The organism is Gilliamella sp. B3892, assembly GCF_026536305.1.
GTDB lineage: Bacteria > Pseudomonadota > Gammaproteobacteria > Enterobacterales > Orbaceae > Gilliamella.
The window spans coordinates 22,858-46,738 of sequence record NZ_JAFNOK010000005.1; the positions used below are offsets into that span (position 1 = coordinate 22,858).

General features: G+C 36.8%; 17 protein-coding genes. 7 read left to right on the plus strand and 10 right to left on the minus strand.

The features are described from left to right. Positions 1 to 37: 37 nt before the first annotated feature. The 3 genes from J3U74_RS06550 to J3U74_RS06560 are packed head-to-tail and all read right to left on the minus strand — an operon-like array spanning position 38 to position 4,315. Positions 38 to 1,252 (minus strand): OFA family MFS transporter, encoded by a 1,215-nt coding sequence (locus J3U74_RS06550; protein ID WP_220218729.1) that lies wholly within the window; start codon positions 1,250 to 1,252, stop codon positions 38 to 40. Beyond that, on the minus strand, positions 1,236 to 3,692 hold the full coding sequence (locus tag J3U74_RS06555) for a flavocytochrome c (protein ID WP_324099760.1): 2,457 nt from the start codon (positions 3,690 to 3,692) through the stop codon (positions 1,236 to 1,238). The genes J3U74_RS06550 and J3U74_RS06555 overlap by 17 nt, the downstream gene beginning before the upstream one ends. After that, complete coding sequence (locus J3U74_RS06560; RefSeq protein WP_220218727.1) at positions 3,689 to 4,315, minus strand: NADPH-dependent FMN reductase; 627 nt, start codon at positions 4,313 to 4,315, stop codon at positions 3,689 to 3,691. The genes J3U74_RS06555 and J3U74_RS06560 overlap by 4 nt, the downstream gene beginning before the upstream one ends. 243 nt (positions 4,316 to 4,558) lie before the next feature. Here J3U74_RS06560 and J3U74_RS06565 point away from each other — a divergent pair, with 243 nt between their 5' ends. After that, entirely contained in the window at positions 4,559 to 5,515 is a 957-nt protein-coding gene (locus J3U74_RS06565) for a LysR family transcriptional regulator (RefSeq protein WP_267329479.1), read from the plus strand. Between the two features lie 16 nt (positions 5,516 to 5,531). On the opposite strand, the gene J3U74_RS06570 is transcribed toward J3U74_RS06565, so the two are convergent. After that, entirely contained in the window at positions 5,532 to 6,452 is a 921-nt protein-coding gene (locus J3U74_RS06570) for an FAD:protein FMN transferase (RefSeq protein ID WP_267329478.1), read from the minus strand. Between the two features lie 328 nt (positions 6,453 to 6,780). Between J3U74_RS06570 and J3U74_RS06575 the strand changes: the two genes are divergently transcribed. Further along, complete coding sequence (locus tag J3U74_RS06575) at positions 6,781 to 7,866, plus strand: 3-deoxy-7-phosphoheptulonate synthase (RefSeq protein WP_220218724.1); 1,086 nt, start codon at positions 6,781 to 6,783, stop codon at positions 7,864 to 7,866. Positions 7,867 to 7,917: 51 nt separating this feature from the next. Here the strand turns inward: J3U74_RS06575 and purL are convergent, their stop codons facing one another. After that, positions 7,918 to 11,820: a phosphoribosylformylglycinamidine synthase gene (purL, locus tag J3U74_RS06580; RefSeq protein WP_267329477.1), complete on the minus strand. Its 3,903-nt coding sequence runs from the start codon at positions 11,818 to 11,820 to the stop codon at positions 7,918 to 7,920. 363 nt (positions 11,821 to 12,183) lie between these two features. Between purL and J3U74_RS06585 the strand changes: the two genes are divergently transcribed. Beyond that, positions 12,184 to 14,901, plus strand: coding sequence for a DUF2339 domain-containing protein (locus J3U74_RS06585; protein WP_267329476.1), 2,718 nt, complete (start codon positions 12,184 to 12,186; stop codon positions 14,899 to 14,901). A gap of 210 nt (positions 14,902 to 15,111) precedes the next feature. Here J3U74_RS06585 and glnS read toward each other — a convergent pair whose 3' ends face one another. The 3 genes from glnS to J3U74_RS06600 form a co-directional block, all read right to left on the minus strand. Next, positions 15,112 to 16,788: a glutamine--tRNA ligase gene (gene glnS / locus J3U74_RS06590; protein WP_267329475.1), complete on the minus strand. Its 1,677-nt coding sequence runs from the start codon at positions 16,786 to 16,788 to the stop codon at positions 15,112 to 15,114. A gap of 477 nt (positions 16,789 to 17,265) precedes the next feature. After that, positions 17,266 to 18,609 (minus strand): ATP-binding protein, encoded by a 1,344-nt coding sequence (locus tag J3U74_RS06595; protein ID WP_267329474.1) that lies wholly within the window; start codon positions 18,607 to 18,609, stop codon positions 17,266 to 17,268. Then, positions 18,606 to 19,334 (minus strand): winged helix-turn-helix domain-containing protein, encoded by a 729-nt coding sequence (locus tag J3U74_RS06600; RefSeq protein ID WP_267329473.1) that lies wholly within the window; start codon positions 19,332 to 19,334, stop codon positions 18,606 to 18,608. Before J3U74_RS06600 ends, J3U74_RS06595 begins: the two co-directional genes overlap by 4 nt. A gap of 159 nt (positions 19,335 to 19,493) precedes the next feature. Between J3U74_RS06600 and J3U74_RS06605 the strand changes: the two genes are divergently transcribed. From J3U74_RS06605 to J3U74_RS06620, 4 genes are read left to right on the plus strand one after another with little or no spacing between them, the layout of a single operon-like run. Then, a complete protein-coding gene (locus tag J3U74_RS06605) occupies positions 19,494 to 20,222 on the plus strand; it encodes an MtnX-like HAD-IB family phosphatase (protein WP_220218718.1) in 729 nt (242 codons plus the stop codon). Positions 20,223 to 20,235: 13 nt separating this feature from the next. Further along, positions 20,236 to 21,069: an alpha/beta hydrolase gene (locus J3U74_RS06610; protein ID WP_267329472.1), complete on the plus strand. Its 834-nt coding sequence runs from the start codon at positions 20,236 to 20,238 to the stop codon at positions 21,067 to 21,069. Beyond that, positions 21,069 to 21,425 (plus strand): EamA family transporter, encoded by a 357-nt coding sequence (locus J3U74_RS06615; RefSeq protein WP_220218716.1) that lies wholly within the window; start codon positions 21,069 to 21,071, stop codon positions 21,423 to 21,425. The genes J3U74_RS06610 and J3U74_RS06615 overlap by 1 nt, the downstream gene beginning before the upstream one ends. 1 nt (position 21,426) lies before the next feature. Then, positions 21,427 to 21,828 (plus strand): DMT family transporter, encoded by a 402-nt coding sequence (locus J3U74_RS06620; RefSeq protein WP_220218715.1) that lies wholly within the window; start codon positions 21,427 to 21,429, stop codon positions 21,826 to 21,828. A gap of 78 nt (positions 21,829 to 21,906) precedes the next feature. On the opposite strand, the gene J3U74_RS06625 is transcribed toward J3U74_RS06620, so the two are convergent. Beyond that, entirely contained in the window at positions 21,907 to 22,776 is an 870-nt protein-coding gene (locus J3U74_RS06625) for an arginase family protein (protein ID WP_267329471.1), read from the minus strand. Then, positions 22,773 to 23,822: a GNAT family N-acetyltransferase gene (locus J3U74_RS06630; protein WP_267329470.1), complete on the minus strand. Its 1,050-nt coding sequence runs from the start codon at positions 23,820 to 23,822 to the stop codon at positions 22,773 to 22,775. The genes J3U74_RS06625 and J3U74_RS06630 overlap by 4 nt, the downstream gene beginning before the upstream one ends. Positions 23,823 to 23,881 lie beyond the last annotated feature (59 nt).

Consider the following 23,881-nt stretch of genomic DNA (forward strand, 5'->3'; position numbering starts at 1 on the left):
ACTCCTTTTACTTTATATTTTGCTAAGCAAAATTACCTTATCTTTTTTTAACCCATTTATAAATCATATTTAATACTAAGCCAATAAATGCAACCCCAATTGCCACATAAAAGGCGTTAGTATAATTTCCACCGTTATTGGCCAAGATATCTGCTGTTAATTTTGGCGCAAAGAAAGCAGCCGATGAGTAGCCAATAAAGATAACACCATAATTCACGCCTTGATTAATCGGGCCATAATTTTCCATTACCATTGGCGGAAAAACGCCCATAACACCACCAAAACATAAACCGAGTGCAATAATACCTATGGCAAAGCCAATTTGAGAGGGGATAAATAAAAATGAAACAAAAGCTAGGATGATAACTGAAAAAATGATATCTAACGTTTTGTTACGCCCTAGTTTGTCTGATACCGTTCCCCATACCACTCGCCCGGCACAATTACTTAATGAATACAAACTGACATAAAATGCCGCAATAGCCGACGTTAATCCGAACATTTTTTGCCCAATGCCAGATGCATTTGAGGCTATCATTAATCCGGAGAAAGCGCCGGCACCTAACATAAAAAATATGAGGTAAAAATATGGCGTTTTAAGCATCTGTTGCCAATTTTTATTCACAATAGCTTTAGCTTGTTGATTATTGGCCGGTGTCCAACCCGCAGGTTGATAGTTGGCGGGCGCAACTTTAATGAATAAACTTGCTATGATAATGACAACCATATAAGCAAAGCCTAAAAACTTAAATGCGCTAAGCACATCATAGTGTTCAATTAAAGCATTTCCGATAGGTGCAGCAATAATTGCTGCACCGCCCATACCGGCGGTAATAATACCGGAAGCAAGCCCCCTTTTGTCCGGGAAAAATTTAATGGTATTACTTAAACATCCCGAGTAAGCAAGCCCTTGCCCAAAACCGCTTAATAAACCATAGGTAATATAAAGCATGAAAGGCGAGGTAACAAAACCAGTCAATACAAAGCCAAGCGCAAAGAGTAATCCACCTAAAACGCTCGACCATTTTGCCAGTCCCTTATCAGTCAAAAAGCCACCGAGAATCATTGGGATCGGACCGACTGCCGAATTAATTGCAAAGGCAGTCATGACCTCTGACATACTCCAACCTTTTTCGATACTTAAAGGACCTGCAAACACGCTGAAAGCATAAATTGCACCGGTACAAAGTAAAATAGAGGTTGATGCAATGAGTATAAGCCATCGATTAGTATACTTATTTTCCGTCACCATAATTAGACTCCATTCTTGAACTTAAATCCTTTAATGCTGTTTTTCCGGCAATTCGACCAAACGTAAATATGTCTGTTAATGAATTACCACCGAGTCTATTACCTGCATGAATTCCGCCTGCGACTTCCCCGGCAGCATATAAACCAGAGATTTGATGCCCAGCTTCATCAAGCACATGTGTTTGGGTATCAATTTTTAGTCCGCCCATGGTATGGTGCACTGCCGGTTTTCTTGGCGTGGCATAAAATGGGGCAATTTCGACTTTTAAATCGAACACATCTTTACCAAACTCAGGATCATATTTTGCATCGACATAGGCGTTATAATTGGTAATTGTCTGTTTAAAGACTTGCGCATCCATACCCAGTTTTTCGGCTAATTCCTCTAAAGTATCGGCGCAAAACAGTGTGCCAGCGGCAATTTGTTTATCAATTTTTTCTTGCGAAGTATTATAAGCTGTCTTTTTAATGGCCTCATCGGCGATTAAGTAAAATAATCCACCATTATCAATAGCTGCTTGAGTGAGTTTATCCCGGCTACCATACTCATTAACAAAACGCTTACCTTGTTTATTAACCATAATAAAATTTTGCGGCGGCACTTGTAATCCACTAAACAAAGCACCGGTATCAGGGTCAGAAACAGGCATCATTTGTGAAAATCCCATACCAACTAAATCAGCACCAACACTTTGCCCTAATAGAATTCCATCACCGGTAATCGCAGGAGAGTTAGAGGTCTTGATATCATCATCAATTTCAGTCCAATACGTGTTGTACTGTTTGAGCATTTTGGTATTGGCGCCAAAGCCACCAGAAGCCAGAATAACCGCCTTAGCTTCCACGGTAACTTTTTTATTATTCAGACCTTGACCAATCACACCACAAACATGCCCATTATCGACAATTAACTCTTTAACGGCTGTATCAGTAATGATGATGCCACCATGATCTTCGACATATTTTTGTAACGCAGAAACATACGCATAACCTTCGCTTTTTAAAGGTTTATGACCTCTACGCCATAACGCGCCAACGGGCATAGTCACATCATGTTTATCAAATTCAACGCCAATATCTTCGAGCCATTTAACTGATTCTAGCGCTTCATCAGTTAAGATTTTAACGAGGTCATATTGACCATAAATCACATTACCGAGCTGGTCTGTTCGTTTACCGCCCAGATAAGTTTGAATTCGGTGAAGCAATGGCGAATCAAACAAGTAACCGGTTTTATCTTTATTTTCTGCTAAATAGGCATTAATTTGATCTTTTAAAGCTTTAAAGTCTGCCAGATACTCCGGATCAATCGTCGTTTCATCAATAGCGACGATTTCTGATAGCGTGTGGCTTTCTCCAGCAATAGCATTAAACGTGTTTTGCCATTTAGGATTTGCCGCATTCATTGGCCCCCCTGTTCGAACGGTATTACCGCCAACAGCCGGGAATTTTTCAACCACGATGACCTTTTTACCTTCTTGTAAAATACTGGCTGCGGCTGATAAACCGGCACCTCCGGCACCCACGACAACCACATCGGTGGTATATAGCGCATCACTATTATCAACTGCACTTGGGGCTTTCGGTCTTTTTCGTAACACATCAGGATTAGCACCAGCCATTTTAATTGCTTTGGCAACCCCATCAATCACCCCATTACTGGTTACCGAAGCACCCGATATAAGATCAACATTGAGCGTTTGACCTTCCAGAATTTGAGACGGAATACGTTTAAATACGACATCGGCAATACCTTCTGATTCGCCTTGCGTATCAATATCGATCGATTCAATGCGATCGCTCGATAGGGTAACAATCATCGGCAAATCGCCATTATGTCCCGGTGCTGTCACGCTATATTTTCCCGGCTCATAGCTGATTTCTTCAGGAACATTAAGTAAGTTAACAACTTGTGTGAAACGTAAGAAACGTAAAAAACAGCTATCGAGAAAATCAATGGTACGTTCAGATTTCAAATTGCCCTCTTCATCAAAAGCTTGATGAGCGCGCCCGAGTAAAAATTCAGACCCCGGCATCACCGTAGCATTCACGCCTGGCGCATCAAGAATTTGACGCAAATGAAGTTGCGCGCGTGATGATCCTTGCACATCATAAGATGCACCAACAATCATAACGGGCTTACCGTCAAAAGGATGTAAATTGAAAGACAACCATTCAATAATACTTTTCAAGGCTGAAGGTATAGAGTGATTATGCTCTGGCGTGGCAATAATCACGCCGTCTGCTTGCATAATCTTCTCATTAAAATTTTGAATAACAGGGCTATTAGATTGATCATCTGTTTCATTAAACATTGGCACATCGGTCAATTCTAATAGTTCAATTTCAGCTTTGTTGGCAAAATGTCGTTGCATAAATTGCAGCAACATACGGTTATAAGACTCTTTAGCATTCGTGCCTACAATTCCGATTAATTTCATGATGATGCTCCTTCTTCTGCCGCTTGTTTCCAACTAAATTTTTTATTTTGTTCAGTATTAAATTTACCTGTTTGCAGTAACTTATTTGTTAATTCCACAAATAATAAAAATTCATCGAAACACTCATCCAATTCTTTAACTTTATCGGCATAAACAAGATTACCTTGCTCATCAAAAGCTTGTAACGATTGCCCTAGCAAAAATTCCGAGCTAGGCATAATACGTGCTTTTAATTCCGGCGCATCTAAAATTTGGCGCAAATGCGCTTGTGCTCTTGAAGAACCAAGCATGCCATGAGAGGCACCAACAATCATGACACATTTATTAATGAGAGGGCGAGTTGTATAAGAAAGCCATTCAATAACACTTTTTAATGCTGCTGTTATTGAGTGATCATATTCTGGCGTTGCAATTATGACTCCGTCAGCCGCCTCAATTTTATCGGATAACGCTTGAACTGCGGCCGGTGGTGTTTTATCACTTGGCTCATTAAATGCAGGTAATGATTTAATTTCGCACACTTCAATTTCTGCTTTATCGGCAAAATGCGTTTTCATAAAATGGAGTAATTTTCTATTAGTGGAACGATCGGAATTCGTCCCAACTATACCAACAAATTTCACTTTAAAACCTCACTTAGTACCTTTCGGCACAATTTTTTAATATCAATATTTTATAATACAAATTCTTTCGCAAATGGCACAAAATGATAGAATCAATTATTGTTATTTTAAGTATGTTGACTAATGTGCAAATGATTATGTAAGCTAGTGTAGAACAGAAAAAAATATTTGTGAAATAGCTGATTAATTATAGACTTATAAGTAATTTGTTATAATTAAGTGGGATAGAGCGAGATAACTAGAATGGCTAAAATTAATTCACTTATTATGTTGCAATATATTGATGTTTTACTAAAGCACGGCAATTATACTAAAGCCGCCCAAAATCTGTATATATCACAATCATATTTAACCCAAACTATCAAAAAAATTGAAAGTGATCTGGGTACCGAAATTATCAACCGGCAGACAACACCGTTACAATTGACCGAAGCTGGAAAAATCTACTATGAATATCTTGCTTCATTAGTCGATAAACAAGAAACATTTAGAAAGAAAATCCAAAAATATACTGACAACAACTATACTGTTATTCAAATCGGCGTCTTACCCAGCCTGGGTACTTATTTATTACCGCTATTTTTACCGACTTTTATGCAAAAGTTTCCCAATATAAAGATCGAATTACACGAATATGTCCCCAAAAATAGTGAAGAAAAAACCGAAAATCAAACACTCGATTTTTTTATCGGGCAAAACGCTGAAACGATTTCACCAAATTTAATCAGTCATAAATGTGGTAAACACTGTTACTATGCACTGATACCGGAAAGCTCAAAATTGTATCAAAAAAATGCCAAAAACATTGCTTATAATCATGAGTTTATGAAAGGTTTATTACAAGAAAAGCTACTGCTAACTTCACACGGTTCCACCATTCGACATCAAATTGAATATCTCATTCAAAAATATAAAATCCAACCAAACATCATATTGGAAAGTAGTAATATTTTTACGATTGTTGAGCTTGCCAAAAAAGGGGTTGGTGTGACTTTTATACCGGAAAGTGTCAGCATCAATAATAAACCGGATGATGTTGCTTACAACTTGATTCCATTACCTTTGGAACTCATTTCACTGAGTTATTTTATTGCATACTCTGCCAATAAAACGCTTAGTGTTGCAGAAAAGGAGCTGATCAAACTTTTTGTATCATCTTTTGATAAAAAGGAACAGACCAATAATTTAAAAGTTAAATAAAACCAGTTAATTAAATTTAAATCAACAACCCTTTTGAGCTCGCAAATTCACGATTTACGGTCACAACCATTCCTTCGATATTTGCCATTTTGTTTATCCGCTGAATAACTTGTCTGGCATCATTGCCATACAGTTGTGTTGTCCAAATTTCGCCATCAAGCGCATGCTCGCTCACAATAGTTATACTTTCTACATTAGTTTGAACAGGATAACCGGTTTTGCTATCAAAAATATGGTGATAAGTTTTACCGTTATAACAAAATGTTCGTTCATAAATGCCCGAAGTTACCACCGACTGATTCTTGATTTTCAAAGCAGCAATGACATTGCCTCTGGCTAAAAATGGATTTTGAATGCCAACCTGCCAATATCCATCCTCATGAAAAGGACAGTCGCCAAAAGTTAATACATTGCCTCCTAAATCGATATAAGCTGATTTGGCATGTTGCTGTTTAAAAAACGCAATAATTTTATCAGCAAAATAGCCTTTGGCTAATGCACCAAGGTCAATTGCCATGCCTGGTTTTGTTAAAAATACCGACTGATTTGTGTCATCTAAGATAATGTCATTAGGATCAATGAGTTGTAATCGTTGGTCGATCTCTGCTTTTGAAGGATAACGTGCATCTGCAAATCCTACCCGCCAAGCTTGAATTAGCGGACCTATAGCAATATTTAAAAAACTATTTTCAGCCAAACTATGCGTTTTACCTATTTTGATGAGGGTAAAAAGATCTGATTGTAATTTTACCGGCTTGATACCGGCATTAAGATTAACTTGCATCAGTTCTGAACTCGAATTGTTAGCACTAAATCGGCGCTCATAGTCAATTAATCGCTTTTGAGCTTCGTTTAATATCTGTTGTGGGCTGTCATGCTGTAGCCAGATTTGAATTTTTGTGCCCATCAAATTAAGTACACACTTATCTTGATTCATTTTACTGATTCCTAGAATTAATCTTTCAACACATTATAGCGATAAAATAGTAAAAGCGATCGATTAGAATAAATACACTAAACAAAGAATTAACCAATCAAAATGTAAACATATCATTACATCCAATATCTTTAAGTTATTTTTTATCAGGTTATCATCTATAAAAAAGAGTTTAATTATATAGTTTAATCTATAAGAAATTCGAAATTATGTAAAATTCCAAAAATTTAGTTTACTGATATGTATTTTTGTGTTTACATAATGAGCGTTTATGTAATTAATATTTTACATATAAAATATTTGAATGATTTTAACAAGGAAAATAAAAATGTTAAAAGATACACTGAATAATGTCCGAATCCATGACGAACATATGTTGGTAACACCAGAAGAAATAAAAAAGCTTTACCCACTGTCAGTTGAATTAGAAAATCAAATTGCATCTTCTCGTCAAACGATTGTCGATATTTTAGAACGTCGTGATCACCGATTACTTATTGTTTGTGGTCCTTGCTCGATACATGATCCTGAGGCAGCAATAGAATATGCTCATAAACTTAAGAAGCTTGCCGATGAAGTTAAAGATAACCTATTTATCGTTATGCGAGTATATTTTGAAAAACCAAGAACGACTGTTGGTTGGAAGGGGATGATAAACGATCCCCATATGGATAGTTCGTTTGATATTGAGCATGGTCTAAAAAAAGCGCGTAAGTTACTTCTTGATATCACAAAAATTGGTTTACCTATTGCAACAGAAGCATTAGATCCTAATACTCCCCAATATATTGGCGATTTGATTAGTTGGGCAGCTATTGGGGCACGAACAACGGAATCGCAAACACATCGGGAAATGGCATCGGGTCTATCAATGCCTGTCGGTTTTAAAAATGGGACTGACGGTAGCTTAGATGTCGCAATTAATGCCATGAAATCGGCTTCAATGGGGCATCGTTTTGTAGGTATTAATCAACAAGGTCAAGTAACTGTATTACAAACATTAGGCAATCCACATGGTCATGTCATTTTACGTGGTGGCAAAACACCTAATTATGATGCTGAAAATGTCGCACTGTGTGAAATTCAAATGCAAAAAGCCGGGCTATTACCAAACTTAATGATCGATTGTAGCCACGCTAATTCAAATAAAGATTATCGCAACCAACCCATTGTGGCCAACTCAATTATTGAGCAAATTGAACATGGCAATAACTCAATTATTGGTGTGATGATTGAAAGTAATTTGAATGAAGGGAATCAGTCTTCTGAGCAACCCAAAGAAAACTTTAAATATGGGGTATCAGTAACGGATGCTTGTATTAGTTGGGAAACAACTGATCAGTTATTACGAAAAATGGATACCCTTTTAGCTAAGCCACTTACTGACAGGCAAAAACAGCCACCTAAAATTTAATGGTTTTATGACCAATGATATAGTATCGCCGACAAAGTGTCGGCGATTTTATTATCCAAGTTGTTTACGCGCGTTACGGAATATGCGCATCCAAGGGCTATCTTCCCCCCAATTATCAGGATGCCAAGAATTGGTCACAGTTCTAAATACCCGCTCAGGATGAGGCATCATAATCGTTGCACGCCCATCTTGCGACGTTACCGCTGTGATACCATTTGGTGAACCATTTGGATTAGCAGGATACTGCTCAGTAACTTGCCCAAAGTTATCGATATAACGTAAAACAATTAAGTTTGACGCTTCTAAATTAGCTAGGTGCGCTTCATCTTTCACTTCAACATGCCCTTCACCATGCGAAACAGCGATTGGCATATGTGAGCCAGCCATATCGCTAAACAGTAAAGAAGGACTTTGTTGGATTTGAACTAAACTAAAGCGTGCTTCGAAGCGCTCTGACACATTTCGCACAAAACGTGGCCATAACTGAGCGCCGGGGATAAGATCTTTTAAATTGGACATCATTTGACAGCCATTACACACCCCTAACGATAATGTGTCATTTCGCTCAAAGAACTGTGCAAATTCATTACGCACTTGTTCATTAAACAGTATTGATTTAGCCCAGCCTTCACCTGCACCTAGAACATCCCCATAAGAGAATCCGCCACAGGCAACTAGCGTCTTAAATTGATTTAGCGATACTCGACCTTTTAATAGATCCGTCATATGGACATCAATTGCTTCAAAACCTGCTCTGTCAAACGCTGCTGCCATTTCAACATGAGAGTTAACCCCTTGTTCACGTAAAATGGCAACTTTTGGTTTTATGCCTTTAACAATATAAGGAGCGGCAATATCATCTTGCAAATCGAAGGTTAATTTTACATTTAGCCCCGGATCGCTTTCATCTTGTTTTGTTTGATACTCTTGATCAGCACATTGCGGATTATCTCGTAAACGTTGCATTTGCCACGTCGTTTGTGCCCACCATGTACGAAGCGTTAAACGTGATTCACTATAAATGACCGCTGATTTATTTCGTACAATAAATTGTTGTCCGACTTTTGCTTGCCCCAGAAGATGAACTGCATGCGATAAACCAAAGCGATTAAAACAAGCCATGACATCATCTAAACGATCATTAGCAACTTGAATAACAGCACCTAACTCTTCGTTAAATAACGAAGCAATAAAGTCATGGCCTAGTGTAGTAATATCAACATCAATGCCACAATGGCCTGCAAAAGCCATTTCTGCTAATGTCACAATTAATCCACCATCAGAACGATCATGGTAAGCCAAGAGCATATCTTGAGCAACAAGGCTTTGTATTGCTTGATAAAAAGCGGCAAGCTCTTTAGCATCATGCACATCGGCCGTTTTTTGTCCTAAACTTCGATAAACTTGAGCGAGTGCGGTGGCACCTAACGCCTGATGACCTTTAGAGAGATCGATTAGCAATAACGTATTATCAATATTAGTGCTGAGCTGTGGTGTCACTGTTTTACGGACATCTTCAACTCGCGCAAAAGCTGAGATAACTAATGATAATGGCGATGTCACTGATTTTTGTTCGCCATTTTGTTGCCATGTTGTTTTCATTGACATGGAATCTTTGCCAACAGGGATCGCTAATCCTAAAGCCGGACACAGCTCTTCCCCAATGGCTTTAACCGCTTGATAAAGCCCCGCATCTTCACCGGGATGCCCCGCTGCTGCCATCCAGTTAGCTGAAAGCTTGATGCGTTTAATATCACCAATATTGGTTGCCGCTATATTGGTAATGGCTTCGCCTACCGCTAACCTTGCTGATGCGGCAAAGTTTAGTAATGCAACCGGTGCACGCTCACCCATTGACATAGCTTCACCATAATAACTATCTAAACTGGCGGTTGTTACGGCACAATCCGCTACCGGAACTTGCCAAGGACCAATCATCTGATCTCGAGCAACCATGCCAGTCACAGAGCGGTCACCAATGGTGATTAAAAATGTTTTTTCGGCAACAGTGGGTAAATGTAATACACGCTTGACAGCATCGTAGAGATTTATGTCAGTAGTTGAGAAATTATCACCAGACGCTTGATAAGTTTTGACGTCTCTTAACATTTTAGGTGTTTTACCCAATAATACATCCAGCGGTAAATCGATCGGATTATTATTAAAATATTCATCATGTAACTTAACTGATTTGTTAAAAGTGGCTTCACCAATGACCGCATAAGGCGCTCGTTCACGTTGGCAAAGCTTATCGAACAAATCTAGACTATCAGGATGTATTGCCAGAACATAACGTTCTTGCGACTCATTACACCAAATTTCGAGTGGTGTCATGCCGGGTTCATCATTCAAAATTTTACGCAATTCAAATTGACCGCCACAACCACCGTCGCTTACTAACTCTGGCATAGCATTGGATAAGCCACCAGCACCAACATCATGAATAAATAATATCGGGTTATCTTTGCCTAGCTGCCAACAACGGTCGATCACCTCCTGACAACGGCGCTCCATTTCCGGATTATCACGTTGAACGGAGGCAAAATCGAGATCGGCATCAGATTGACCCGATGTCATCGATGAGGCTGCACCACCGCCTAACCCAATATTCATTGCTGGCCCACCTAAAACAATCAATTTAGAGCCAGCAGGAAACTCGCCTTTTTGAATGTGTTCACGACGAATATTTCCCATTCCTCCAGCCAGCATAATCGGCTTATGATAACCACGCAGTTCATAACCGTTATAACTGTTAACGTGTTCTTCATAGGTACGGAAATATCCCAACAATGCAGGTCGACCAAACTCATTATTAAATGCCGCCCCACCTAATGGACCATCAATCATAATATCAAGCGCCGTCACAATGCGATCTGGTTTACCAAAATCTTGTTCCCACGGCTGCTCAAAGTTGGGGATGCGCAAATTAGATACGGAAAAGCCTACTAAACCGGCTTTAGGTTTTGCTCCACGCCCGGTTGCGCCTTCATCGCGAATTTCACCACCACTTCCGGTTGCCGCTCCCGGCCAAGGTGATATTGCTGTTGGATGGTTATGGGTTTCAACTTTCATCAAAATATCGGCATATTCTTGATGATATTGGTAAGTTTGATTCTCACTATCAGCAAAAAAACGCCCGACTTGAGAGCCGTCCATAACCGCTGCATTATCTTTATAAGCAGATGAAACATAGTCTGGCGTTTTTTCAAATGTATTTTTGATCATCTTAAATAACGATTTAGACTGTTTTTGACCATCAATAATCCAATCAGCATTGAATATTTTATGTCGGCAATGTTCTGAGTTAGCCTGCGCAAACATGTAAAGCTCTACATCCGTTGGATTGCGATTAAGTTTTTGGAAGCTTTCAACTAAATAGTCGATTTCATCAGGTGCTAATGCTAAACCTAGTTTAACATTTGCTAATTCCAAAGCCTTACGACCTTGCGCGAGCAGATCAATGGTAGTAACAGGTGCTGGTGATTCAACTTTAAATAATAATTCTGCTTGTTCCAAAGAAGTTAATACCGTTTCCATCATGCGGTCATGAATGAGTGCCAAAAAATCACTTTTTTGTGCCGCTGTTAATGATGAATCAACTTGAACATAATAGGCAATGCCACGCTCTATGCGATGGATTTGGGTTAAACCACAGTTATGCGCAATGTCGGTGGCTTTAGAAGACCATGGTGAAATAGTTCCTGTTCTTGGGGTAACTAAATATAGCGTTTTGTTGGATTTATCCAAAATATCAATTTGAGCGCTTTTAGGACCATATTGTAATAATCTTTCGAGCGTTGCTTGTTGAGTTGAATTTAATTCCTCAACTAAATCAACAAAATGCAAATATTGCGCCTCAATATTGATAACAGGAATCGATTTTTCACGGCATGCGGATAGGATTTTACTAATACGAAATGCAGATAAAGCAGAAGAACCAGCTAAAATTTTCATGCTAAGTACTCTTTTTAAGCCAAAACAGGTAAAAATAGAGCAATATTATAAAAGAAAGTCAATGAGCTGGCTATAATTAAAACAACAGATATTTTTTCTAAAAAGTGTCTGGTTTTATTAATCGATGCTGATAAATCCAATACAATATTGTATATATTGCTTTGCAATATTTTGTAGTCAAAATACTTTTAGTTACGCTCTTTAAGCGGCTTAATATTATTAGGTAAGTATGAAATTTAATCATTCTATTGAGTAATTAAGGATTTGCTGTAGATTAAGATAAAAAATTAGCCTCTTTTCTAACTAATAATTAAAACAAAGATCATTCATTAGTACCCATTCTAAAATATAAGGAATAATAAAGTGGAGTTTATTTTTGCTTTACTCGTTTTTATAATCATCATTGTTTTACTTTGTATTATTGCTTTTTTGAAACAGTATATTACTGTTCAACAAGAACAAGTGGCTGAGTTACAAAAAAAGCTATCACAGCTTACGCTAGAGAATATCGTTGCAGATAGAAACAATTGTAAGCCGTTAGATTGTGCAACTTTAGATAAACAATCACTATCAATGACCTCACAAATAGATAGTACTAACAAATCCAGTCAAATAGCCACAGAGACAAAGATTAATCATCACGCCTCATCTATAAATAGTGATCAAAATAATAAAGCGGCAAATAAGCTCAATAAATCTCATCGAGTAGTTAAAACTAGTTTCAGTTATAAGCTCTTTAGTTGGTTTATCATCGGAAATAAGATTACTCAACTGGGTATTGCGATACTTTTTTTAGGATTGAGTTCTTTATTTAATTATATTTTTCAACATCAACAAATTACCCCTGAGTTAATAATTTTGGGTGCGTTAGTTATCAGTTTTGGTTTATTAATAATTGGTTGGAAATTAAGACATAAACGTAAAATATATGCCGCTATTTTACAAGGTGGTGCCATTGCTATTTTATACCTTATTACCTTTGCCGCCTACCTATTGTATGGATTTATACCATTAACACTGGCTTTTCTATTGTTAGTACTGATTTGTGCAGTCAATATTTTATTTGCTGTTTTACAAAAAGCGCAAACTTTAACTTTCATTGCGTTTATCGGTGGCTATCTGGCGCCCATGGTTTTATCCAATAGCTTGGATAATTTGATTGTGTTATTTAGCTATTATCTAATATTATCAAGTCTTATTTTGGTTATTAATATTATTCAATCCTGGCGAATCCTTATTTTAATTGGTTTTTTCTTCTCTTTTATTCCACAAATTTTCATATTAAAAGAGCACTTTCGTCCTGAGATTTATACACAATGGCAGATATATATCATTGCTAATATGCTAATTTACGGTATTTTGGCGACTTTATTACCTTTGACAAAAACGCAGGCGCATCAACGTCATCCAGATCGGGTTGATTTTATTTTACTATTTGGTACACCATTGATAGGTTTTATTTTGCAATATTCCATTACCTGTCAATGGCAGTTTGGACCATTAGTCTCAGCATTAGCTTTTGGCCTATTTTATAGTATTGGCGCTTATCTTATATTTCGTCTGTGGTTAACATCTGAAAAAAACCTCTTTTTATCATGGCTTGCTATTGGTGTTACCTTTTGCTCACTCATCATACTATTCGTCGTCGATATGTCTTTAACTTCTTTGTTTATATTACTCGGTGGAAGCGCAGTGGGCTGGATAATGTTATCTAAAAAAAGCTATCGTATGGCTGCATTAAATATCATTATTATTTTCATAAGTTTCATTTATACATGTGGGGCTATTGAAACGACAGAGTCTAATAATATTTTAACCATTTCAATCTTGAGTATTACTAGCTTAACTTTATTAACTAACGGATGTTTATGGCATTATTATGCAAAGAATATCGATTATGTTATGTTTATTAAAATAGGGTATTTAGTTTTTACAATGGCAATATGGATTGCAATGATAGCAATTAGCGCAGCTAAAATTACCAATTATAATATGCCATCAATACTTATGCCTTATCTGTTAGGCTTTACAGTGTCAACTTGGTTATGGTATTTACTTGGCAAGATACTTAATTGGCAAGCGCTCAGGTATTCAGTCTTTATTTTATGGTTTGTTATACCTTCAATATTGTTGTTTAGTAAATTCTATCACTACTACTATTTAAATTTTGATATTTGGAATTTAGTTTGGGTTATTGCCCTAATTAGTTGTTACTATTATTTAGATAGTCTTAAAAAATTGACTTCCAATAATAATGTTCAATCAGAAAATCAAACTATTCATGCATTACTTATTTTATTGCATCTTAGTTTATTTTTTATGATTTTCATTGGATTCTATCGTGAGATAATGCATTTAATTAATCAATTAGTAGAATGTTATTCGCTGAAATGGTGCATTATCATTACTTGTGAAAGTTGTATTATTTTAATTTTCTATCTACTCATTAAGTACCAAACCACGACAAAACAATCACTTTTGAAATATTATTGGACAGTCGTTCTACTGCCTGTCGTTATCTTGATAGTATACCAGTTGTCCGTAGGACTTATCTTGAGTAGAGATATCATTCATGGTTATGTTATCCCAATATTTAATCCATTAGAGGCCTGTGCCATTTTTGGCATAATAATGCTCGGCATTTGGATAAAAGTTAAGGAACATATTTTACAATTAGATACGGATAATATTTCTTTGAATACTTCAAAGATACTACTTAACTTGCTTATTTTTTTCTGGGTAAATAGTATTTTACTGCATGCTTTAGCCCAAGCAACAGATACCGTTTGGCCAGCTCTTTATTTATGGCAAGATAATTTCATACAGGTATCAATTTCACTATTTTGGATGTTAAGTGCAGTGATATTAGTCATCATTGGCAATCATTTTTCAAAGCGGAGTATTTGGTATACCGGGGTAAGTATTCAAGCGATAGTTATCATAAAATCGATATTTGTTGATTACAACGAACTCGATAGATTGGCCAATGCATTAGCCTTTATTGGCCTCGCTTTGTTTATGTTGATTATTGGTTATTGTGCACCATTACCTTCCGAAAACAACGCTAAGGATAAAGAATAAAATTAATCATAAAGTATATCAACAAGGGGCAGATGCGTTATTAACGTGTCTGCCCAATAGATATCGTCAATGGAAGATTAACCGAAAAGGTCTTATGCGATCAGCAATTTTTATCTCAAACAAAATTTTTTTAAATTTGTTTAATAAAAAATTGAAAAAGAAAAATTGAAAAAAGAAAAATTGCCGACATCGGTCGGCAATGATTATAAATTATGCTACGTTAGAGCTATCTCTCAAACCTACTGTTCGATTAAAGACTAAATGATCTTCAGTTGCATATTTACTGTCTAAACAAAAGTAACCTTCACGTTCAAATTGATATGCTTGACCAACTTTAGCATTTTGTAAGTTTGGCTCAACAAAGCCTTGTTTGACTTCTAAAGAAGCTGGGTTAATAGTGGATAAGAAATCTTCCGCAGCTCCCGGATTTGGCGTATTAAATAAGCGATCATATAGACGGATTTCAGCCGGTTTAGCAAATTTAGCTGACACCCAATGAATAACCCCTTTAATTTTACGGCCGTCTTGCGGATTTTTGTTTAAGGTATCGGGATCATAACTACAAAAAATAGTTTGAATATTGCCTTGCGCATCTTTTTCAACTCGATCAGCCCGAATGACATAGGCATTACGTAAACGCACTTCCTTACCTAACACTAAGCGTTTGTAATTTTTGTTTGCTTCTTCTCTAAAATCGGCACGATCAATATAGATTTCACGAGTAAATGTCACTTCTCGGTTACCTAATTCAGGACGATTAGGGTGATTTGGGCAGCTAAGGACTTCATCAATAGTATCGGAGAAGTTTTCAATAACAACCTTAACCGGATCAAGGACTGCCATTGCTCTAGGAGCATTTTCGTTAAGGTCTTCACGTATACAAAATTCTAATGTACTCATTTCGACAGTATTTTCTTGTTTAGTGACCCCTATACGACGACAAAACTCTCGAATCGATGCAGGTGTATAACCACGACGACGAAGACCCGATACCGTAGGCATACGAGGATCATTCCAGCCATCAACTATTTTTTCTGATACCAATTGAGTTAATTTACGTTTTGAAGTAATTGCGTACTCTAAATTTAATCGTGAGAACTCATATTGATGAGGTCGAGCTTCAATTGTAATATTATCTAATACCCAATCATATAAGCGACGATTGTCTTGAAACTCAAGTGTACAAAGTGAGTGAGTGATATTTTCAATCGCATCAGAAATACAGTGAGTGAAATCATACATTGGATAGATACACCATTTATTACCGGTTTGATGATGTTCAGCAAATTTAATTCGATAGAGCACCGGATCACGCATCACAATAAACGGCGAAGCCATATCAATTTTGGCTCTTAGGCAAGCTTTCCCTTCAGCAAATTTGCCTTCTTTCATTTGAATAAATAGCGCTAAATTTTCATCGATGCTTCGGTCACGGTATGGGCTATTTTTACCCGGCTCAGTAAGCGTACCGCGATACTGACGAATCTCATCGGCTGAAAGTTCATCTACGTAAGCAAGCCCCTTATTTATTAGCTCAATGGCATACTCATAAAGTCGATCAAAATAATCAGATGAGTAACAGATTTCACCGTCCCACTGGAAGCCTAACCAACGTACATCTTCTTTGATAGATTCAACATATTCAATATCTTCTTTAGCCGGGTTGGTATCATCAAAACGTAAATTACATTTACCCTGATAATCTTGGGCTATGCCAAAATTTAAGCAGATTGATTTAGCATGACCGATATGTAAATAACCATTCGGTTCAGGCGGAAAACGGGTATGCGTGGTTTTATATTTTCCAGCAGCCAGATCGGCATCAATAATTTGACGTATAAAGTTAGTTGGACGAGTTTCAGTCTCTGTCGGTAGTGAACCGCTCATAAAAAACCTCTGATTATTTGTTTACTAATGACGAATTTAAACTTAGTTTTGTCATCTTTATCATTTTGACCAAAGAATATAACAAATTTTTTGTTTTTCTGAAATGGGAAAACCGGGTATTTAAATTCGCTCAAATATTTTTTGCTTAAACACCCCCATTTTCTGAAACTTCTTGCCAAGAATAATATCTAATGCATCATTTTTAAATATTGTTGATCATACTTTTAATTGTGCGTAACTGGCTATTTTTACTCAAAACGATTGAGTGTTATTAAGCGATAACAATCGCATATGAGTGACGTTTTTCGACAAAGCGCATCGCTGCAATCCTAACTGAGTTGATAGCTGGCGATAATAAAAAACACTATTTAATTTTGCGTTTTTATTTGTCAATAAGCCCACAAAATAGTCAGCAAATCACTATTTTAATTCGGTTTGGTTGATGAGCTATTTTAGACTCATGACAATAACGATAGCTTACTCATCACCCGATTTTAAAGAAACAACAAATCTGGCACCACCCAGCGGGCTGGTGACGACAAAGGCTTTACCACCATGAAATTCTGCCATTAATTTTACATAAGCTAACCCAAGACCATATCCACCCGTTGAACGAGTTCGACTGGTATCGAGTCTGGCAAATGGCATAAAGATTTTTTCACGAGCATCAAATGGGATCCCGGCACCGTCGTCATCAATTTCAAAAATGACTCTATTTTCTTGTTTAGATATATTTAATACCGCTTTATGCGCTGCATACTTAAACGCATTGAGTAATAAATTTTTAACAATCGTTTCAACAAGGTTTATATCAACGCTAGCCCGTGCATCTTGGCAATTACAGACTAATTCAAAACCTTGCGGTTTAAATAATTCTAGCGACTGGCAAATCTTTTCGCCTAACTGTTTTAACGAGACAGTTGTATAATTTAATTCGATATTATTTTGATGCATCTTAAAGTAACTTAAGCTGGCATTAATCAGCGTTTCAAGTTCATTAATATCATCACTTATCCCTTTTTGAAGCTGTCGCTTTTCCTGCTCATTATCACTTTCTTCAAGCATACTTAATTCAAAACGCATTCGTGCCAAAGGTGTTCTTAGCTCATGCGCCATAGCATGAGAAATGGTTTGATTGGTACTCACTAAATGTTCGATATGGGTTCCCATGTTATTGAGAACATTGGCGAGTGGTTTAAACAACCAGCCTTTAACATTATGAGTTCTAGCCTTTAAGTTACCTTGTCCGAGTTGCTCAGCGGTTTGTCTAATATGGACTAAATCTTTCCATACTGCGCTAAAAGCAAAATAGATTAAAATAAAAAAGACAATTGCGCTAAACAGCGCCCAAATAATAAGAAAGACACTTAATGACATGGTATTTGATTCTAAAATATCACGCATTAAAATTGGCCCCAATTGGAGTATATTGCCATTATTGAGATCCATATACACCACCTCTTTGTCGCCATCATAAGCAAAATCGAGTTGCTCTAATTCTTTTTTTATCGAATGAGGTAATGGCGTTTTGGCCGATAACACTTTTATTGGATAACCAAAATAGGGCTGTAATTCGTTTACCACTTCTTGCAGAGGTTTATCTTTGTTTTCATCAATTTGTTTGCGAATCAAGTTAACGGTACCACGCTGTGATTCACGAAACACAACATGGTCATCGGGCATATCAGTTAATGATGAAGGCAATGAGTCGAAAACTAATAATGCACCATAGGCAATGATACATTGTAATGAAAGTAAGATAATAAGATAAAATACGATACGACGATTGAAAAATAGCGGTTTAGCTAATAGTTGTCTCAATGATTATCTCCCTCTCGCATAAATAAATAACCTTTACCCCGAACAGTTTTGATTCGTGACGGGTTATCCGGATCATCAAGCAGTTTGCGACGTAATCTTGAAATACGTGCATCAATCGATCGGTCACTACCATCAAAATCGATTCCTCTGACTTGCGAAAAAATATCATCGCGCGACAAGATTTTGCCGGCATTGCTGGCTAATAACCAAAGTAGATCAAATTCTGCTGTAGTCAGATCGATCTCTTGATTATCGAGTAGTACTTTGCGATTTTCACCGTCAATAATCAGATTATCAAAGATTATAGATTTATTGTTTAATGTGATAACTTGATCTTTTGCGCTCTCTTTATCAGATTCAATTTGTTTGCGACGCAGTAATGCTCGAATACGAGCCAGCAGTAATCTTGGCTCAATCGGTTTTGCCAGATAATCATCAGCACCTAACTCTAAACCGACAATTTCATCGATATTATCTTCGCTAGCTGTCATGATCAAAATATAATTGGTAAACCATGTTCGTATATCTCGGCAGATATCAAAGCCAGACTTTTCGGGTAACATCACATCTAAAATGACCAAGTCGGGATTGATTTCCTGGATTTTTTCTTCAGCACCTTTACCACTATTATGCCAATCAACAAGATACCCTTGTCGAATTAGATAAACTTGAATTAAATTGGCTAGCTTTTCGTCATCTTCGATGATTAATATATGTTCACTCATTAGTCTTTCTCATTACCGTAGCTTGTACTTAGAGAGACTCTATTATACAGGCAATTTTCTGCTCGTTACAAAATATATACAAAGAGGCTACAAAGTTTAATGCAACTCTATGAGAAAATTTGCGCCAATATATTTAAATAGGCTATTTTTATTTTAAACATGAATAATTTTTCATCAATTGCAAATCATCTTTTTTCTCCAGCTTATGCACAACATCGAACTCCGATTGTATTGTGTGATTTCGATGGCACAATCAGTGTTAAAGATGTCACTGATACTTTGCTAAGCCATTTTGGTCAAGATGGCTGTGATGAGCTTGAAGAACTATGGGTTAGTGGCAAAATTGGTTCACAAGAGTGTATGAGTAAACAGATCGCACTAATGGATGCCAGTTTAGAAGAGCTTAACGAAGTTTTGTCGCAAATTGAAATTGATCCGGCGTTTAAATCCTTTGTTGATTATACCGAAAAAAATAACATTCCGGTGCATATTGTCAGTGACGGCTTAGATTATGCAATCGAATTTGTGTTAAAACGCCACGGTATTGAGAATTTACCGATTTTTGCCAATAAATTATTGCATGATAATGAGCGAAGCTGGCGTTTAGAATTTCCTTATGCAAATAAGGACTGTATCAAACAAAGTGGTAATTGCAAATGTAATCATGTCAAAAAACAGCAATATTTTCCACAAATTCTGTATGTTGGCGACGGAACATCTGACTATTGTGTGTCTCATCATGTGGATTTAGTTTTTGCCAAAGACAAACTTATTCAATATTGTGAAAACAATAACATTGAGCACTGTGCTATTAAAAGTTTTGCTGATGTAACTGAAGCGTTAAAACAGTCTCAGCAAGCGCTTATCCCAGTTATGATGGTAAAATGATACAGGAACAATAATGAGTACAATTGAAGATTTATCTTATTTTTTACCAGGCAATAAAAATGGCGTGCTTTTAATTCATGGATTAACCGGCACACCTAATGAGATGCGAATATTAGCTAATGGTTTACATAAAGCAGGATTCACAGTTTATGCCGTTCAATTAGCTGGCCACTGTGGTACCGAAGAAGATCTTTGTAAAACAACATGGCAAGATTGGTATAAAAGCGTGCAAGATGGCGCAGATTATTTGGCTCAACACGTAGATAACCTATTTGTAGCAGGATTATCCATGGGCGCACTGCTGGCACTTAAACTTGCCGCTGATAGACCAAACCAAATTAAAGGTGTTGGCGTGTTGGCTCCAACATTTTATTATGACGGTTGGAGTATGCCTTTTTGGGCAAAAAAATTCTTCTTTTTGTTGGTCTATTTAAAAAAATTCGGCCTCTTTCAAAAAGTCTCTTTTATCGAAAAACCGCCTTACGGTCTGAAAGATGAAAGAATTCGTGCGGTAGTTTCAGAAAGTATGCTAAGTGGTGATGCGGCATCAGCAGGACTTGCAGGCAATCCTTTTCCGGCATTAGCAGAAATGCAATTATTAGCTAAAAATGTACGTCAAGCACTGCCTAAAGTTACATCACCTTGTTTGATTATGCACTCAGGCAATGATGATATTGCCAATATTGATACTAATGCCAGATTGGTTGAAAAAAAGGTATCGGGATCTACAAAATTAGTTGTACTCAATGATAGTTATCACTTAATTACTATCGATAGCCAGCGCCGTGAAGTTATCAAAGAATGTGCTTCATTTTTCAATGAAATTGCGCAAGGAACAACAGCATAATGACACCTTTAGTTATCTTCCTTTGGGTCAGCAATATCTGTTTTGATACTTTGGGGCAAGTTGCCTTTAAATATGCAGCGATATCGCCAAACAATCGAGATGGTTGGTATTATTGGATTGATTTGGCTAAAAATCATTGGATTTGGATCGGTATCGTCTCGTATGTTGCAGAATTTTTATTGTGGCTAGCATTTTTGACCTTAGTGCCATTATCACAAGGTGTACTGCTTGCCTCGTTTAATATTATTACCATAATGTTAGTCGGTCGAGTGCTGTTTAAAGAATTACTCACGTTTTATCGCATCATTGGTATGTTACTAATCACAGCCGGTGTGATCTTTGTTGGGATGTCTTAATATGGCTAGATTCTATTTGATTGGTTTTACCGTCCTTCTATTTTTTGACACTATTGCGCAATGTAGCTTTAAATTAACAGCTATCCACGCTCAACCATTGGCAATGAGTATTGAATGGTTAGTAAGAGTATTTACCAACCCATGGATATATATATCCATTGCCGGGTATGTACTAACGTTTTTCACTTGGATGACGTTATTAAAAAAGGCGCCGGTAGGACCAGCTTTTGCCGCCTCTCATTTTGAAGTCGTTACGGTAATGATTGCGTCGATTTGGTTGTTTAATGAACAAATCACTTTATATAAATTGATTGGCACCATACTGATTATTTCGGGAATTTTATTTTTAGCCCTAGCTGAAAGTCAGATAGCTAAGCAAAATAAAGATAACCATTCACACTAAATTCAAATCTTAAAGATAATAATGTCGGCGGCATACCATCACAATGCCGCCACTTATTTGTTGCTGTTACCTTACTATTTAAGCTAATGCATTTAATAGCGTTAAATTAAGCTGATGCTGCTCTTGCTGCCAATCGTTTAATTTATCCGGAGAGATGGCGGGTTGTTTATCTAACGAACTAAGCAAACGTTTAAACCAATTAGCCGGTTGCCAAATTGACAGTTCACCGGTAATGTCACTGCCGATAATACGCTGCTTAATTGATGATATTGTATCAAGCAAATGATAGGTTTGTAGTTGTCCTTGATCCCAATTGGTATGAATGACTTTCTCACTTAGTGCATCTTTATCAATGGATAGATAGATCGGCTCAGCACTGTGATACTGTTCAGATAAGAAACCGGCAATCAGATCATCAGGCGTATCAAAATGGCGAAAGGCATGACCTAAACCAATTTTTTTAGCCCATTTAACATTGACATCCAAACTCCAATAAGTCAGTTTTTTGTGCAAAAGTGGTTTCCATCTATTTTCCCAAAAATGAGATAGACCGATATCATTAGAGGTGATCCCTAAAACATGAACATGGCTAACAAAGGGTAAGCTGGCAACATAGCTAACCCATGAACCACAATGAATACCGAACAAATAACGCATATTATCCGGATGATTATCAAAAATGACGACTTGAATCGGATTGTCGGCGGAATATTGCTCAGCTAAACGCTCAATGAGTAACAGTGAAATATGATGATAATCACCACTTCCCAGCAAAACTGTTCCATAATGTGCCGGTAAAAGTTGTTGAAGTTGTGCATCAAATTTTCGAAAAGCCTTCTTTGAACAACCAAATCGAATAGTGTCTTGCCATTTTGTCACATCAATAGTCGTTGCAGGCGTTATTTCACCCACACTCTGATCGAAGTCAAGTATAACAGGACATGTCATGCTACTTTCTCCTTGTCACTTTCAAAGTGACCAATCAGTTTACTTAATATGAATCTTAATAATGGGTTACGGATATAAACTAAATGCTTAGTTAGCGTAAAATTAGCGCCTAATGATGCTTTCACTTCAGGATCAGTCCAACCGGCAATATAGTGGCTAAACCCTTGTTCAAGAGCGTACTGTAGGTTGACAAACCAACTAACAAAATAGAGATTTAGTTCTCTAGCTTGTGGATACACCATACCAATATACTTATCGACCAGCATATTATTGACAACAAAACAGATATTATATCCAATTAATTCATTATTATGATGATAAGTAAAAATACGTGCTTGTGCTGATTTACTTTGTAATAATTGAATAAAAAACGGTTTGGTTAATTGATCAAAATGAATTTCACTTTGTTCATAGACATTCAGATAAAGTTGATAATATTTATCTAAAACGGCTTGATCAAAAAAACAGTCATCTCCGCTATTTAAAACATTAATCTCTAGTTTTTCCCGTGATTTTAATTTACGTCTAAAATTTTTACGACGACTGTAAGAAAAACGCGAGAAAACTTCATCAATATTATCAAAATCAATAGCTAGCCAAGCCAAAGCCTGCCCTTCAACTTCAATAAATCCTAAATTTTTTAAAGCAGAAATAAGCGCCGTTGAATATTGATTATCTTGTTCACTAAGTAAAGGAGAATCTAATGGTAGATCTTTAACAATAACAAACGGATATTGTTTGGTATAAGCTTTTTTTATATCATCTGCCAGCTGTTTTGCCGTAACTTTGTTAGTCAGTAATCCATATTCAGAAACTGTTGTTCCAACAAAACAGGTTTTCGGTTGTAACCAATGCTGCCATTTTTTGTAGAAAGGTAATTTTTGTACTTTATGTTTAAAATCATCATCAGCAGTCGTCAACAAATCAAACTTAGCACTAAACATCGGCACGTCATCTTGATTTATCCATGCCGAAAAATCCTTTGGCGGATGCAATAAAAAATTTTCGACAATTTCGTTAGGTTCTAGCTGATTGATATATTTCATATTTTTTTAATGATTGGTATAAATTGTGTTCCCGCCAACGAATGTTGACGGGATGATCA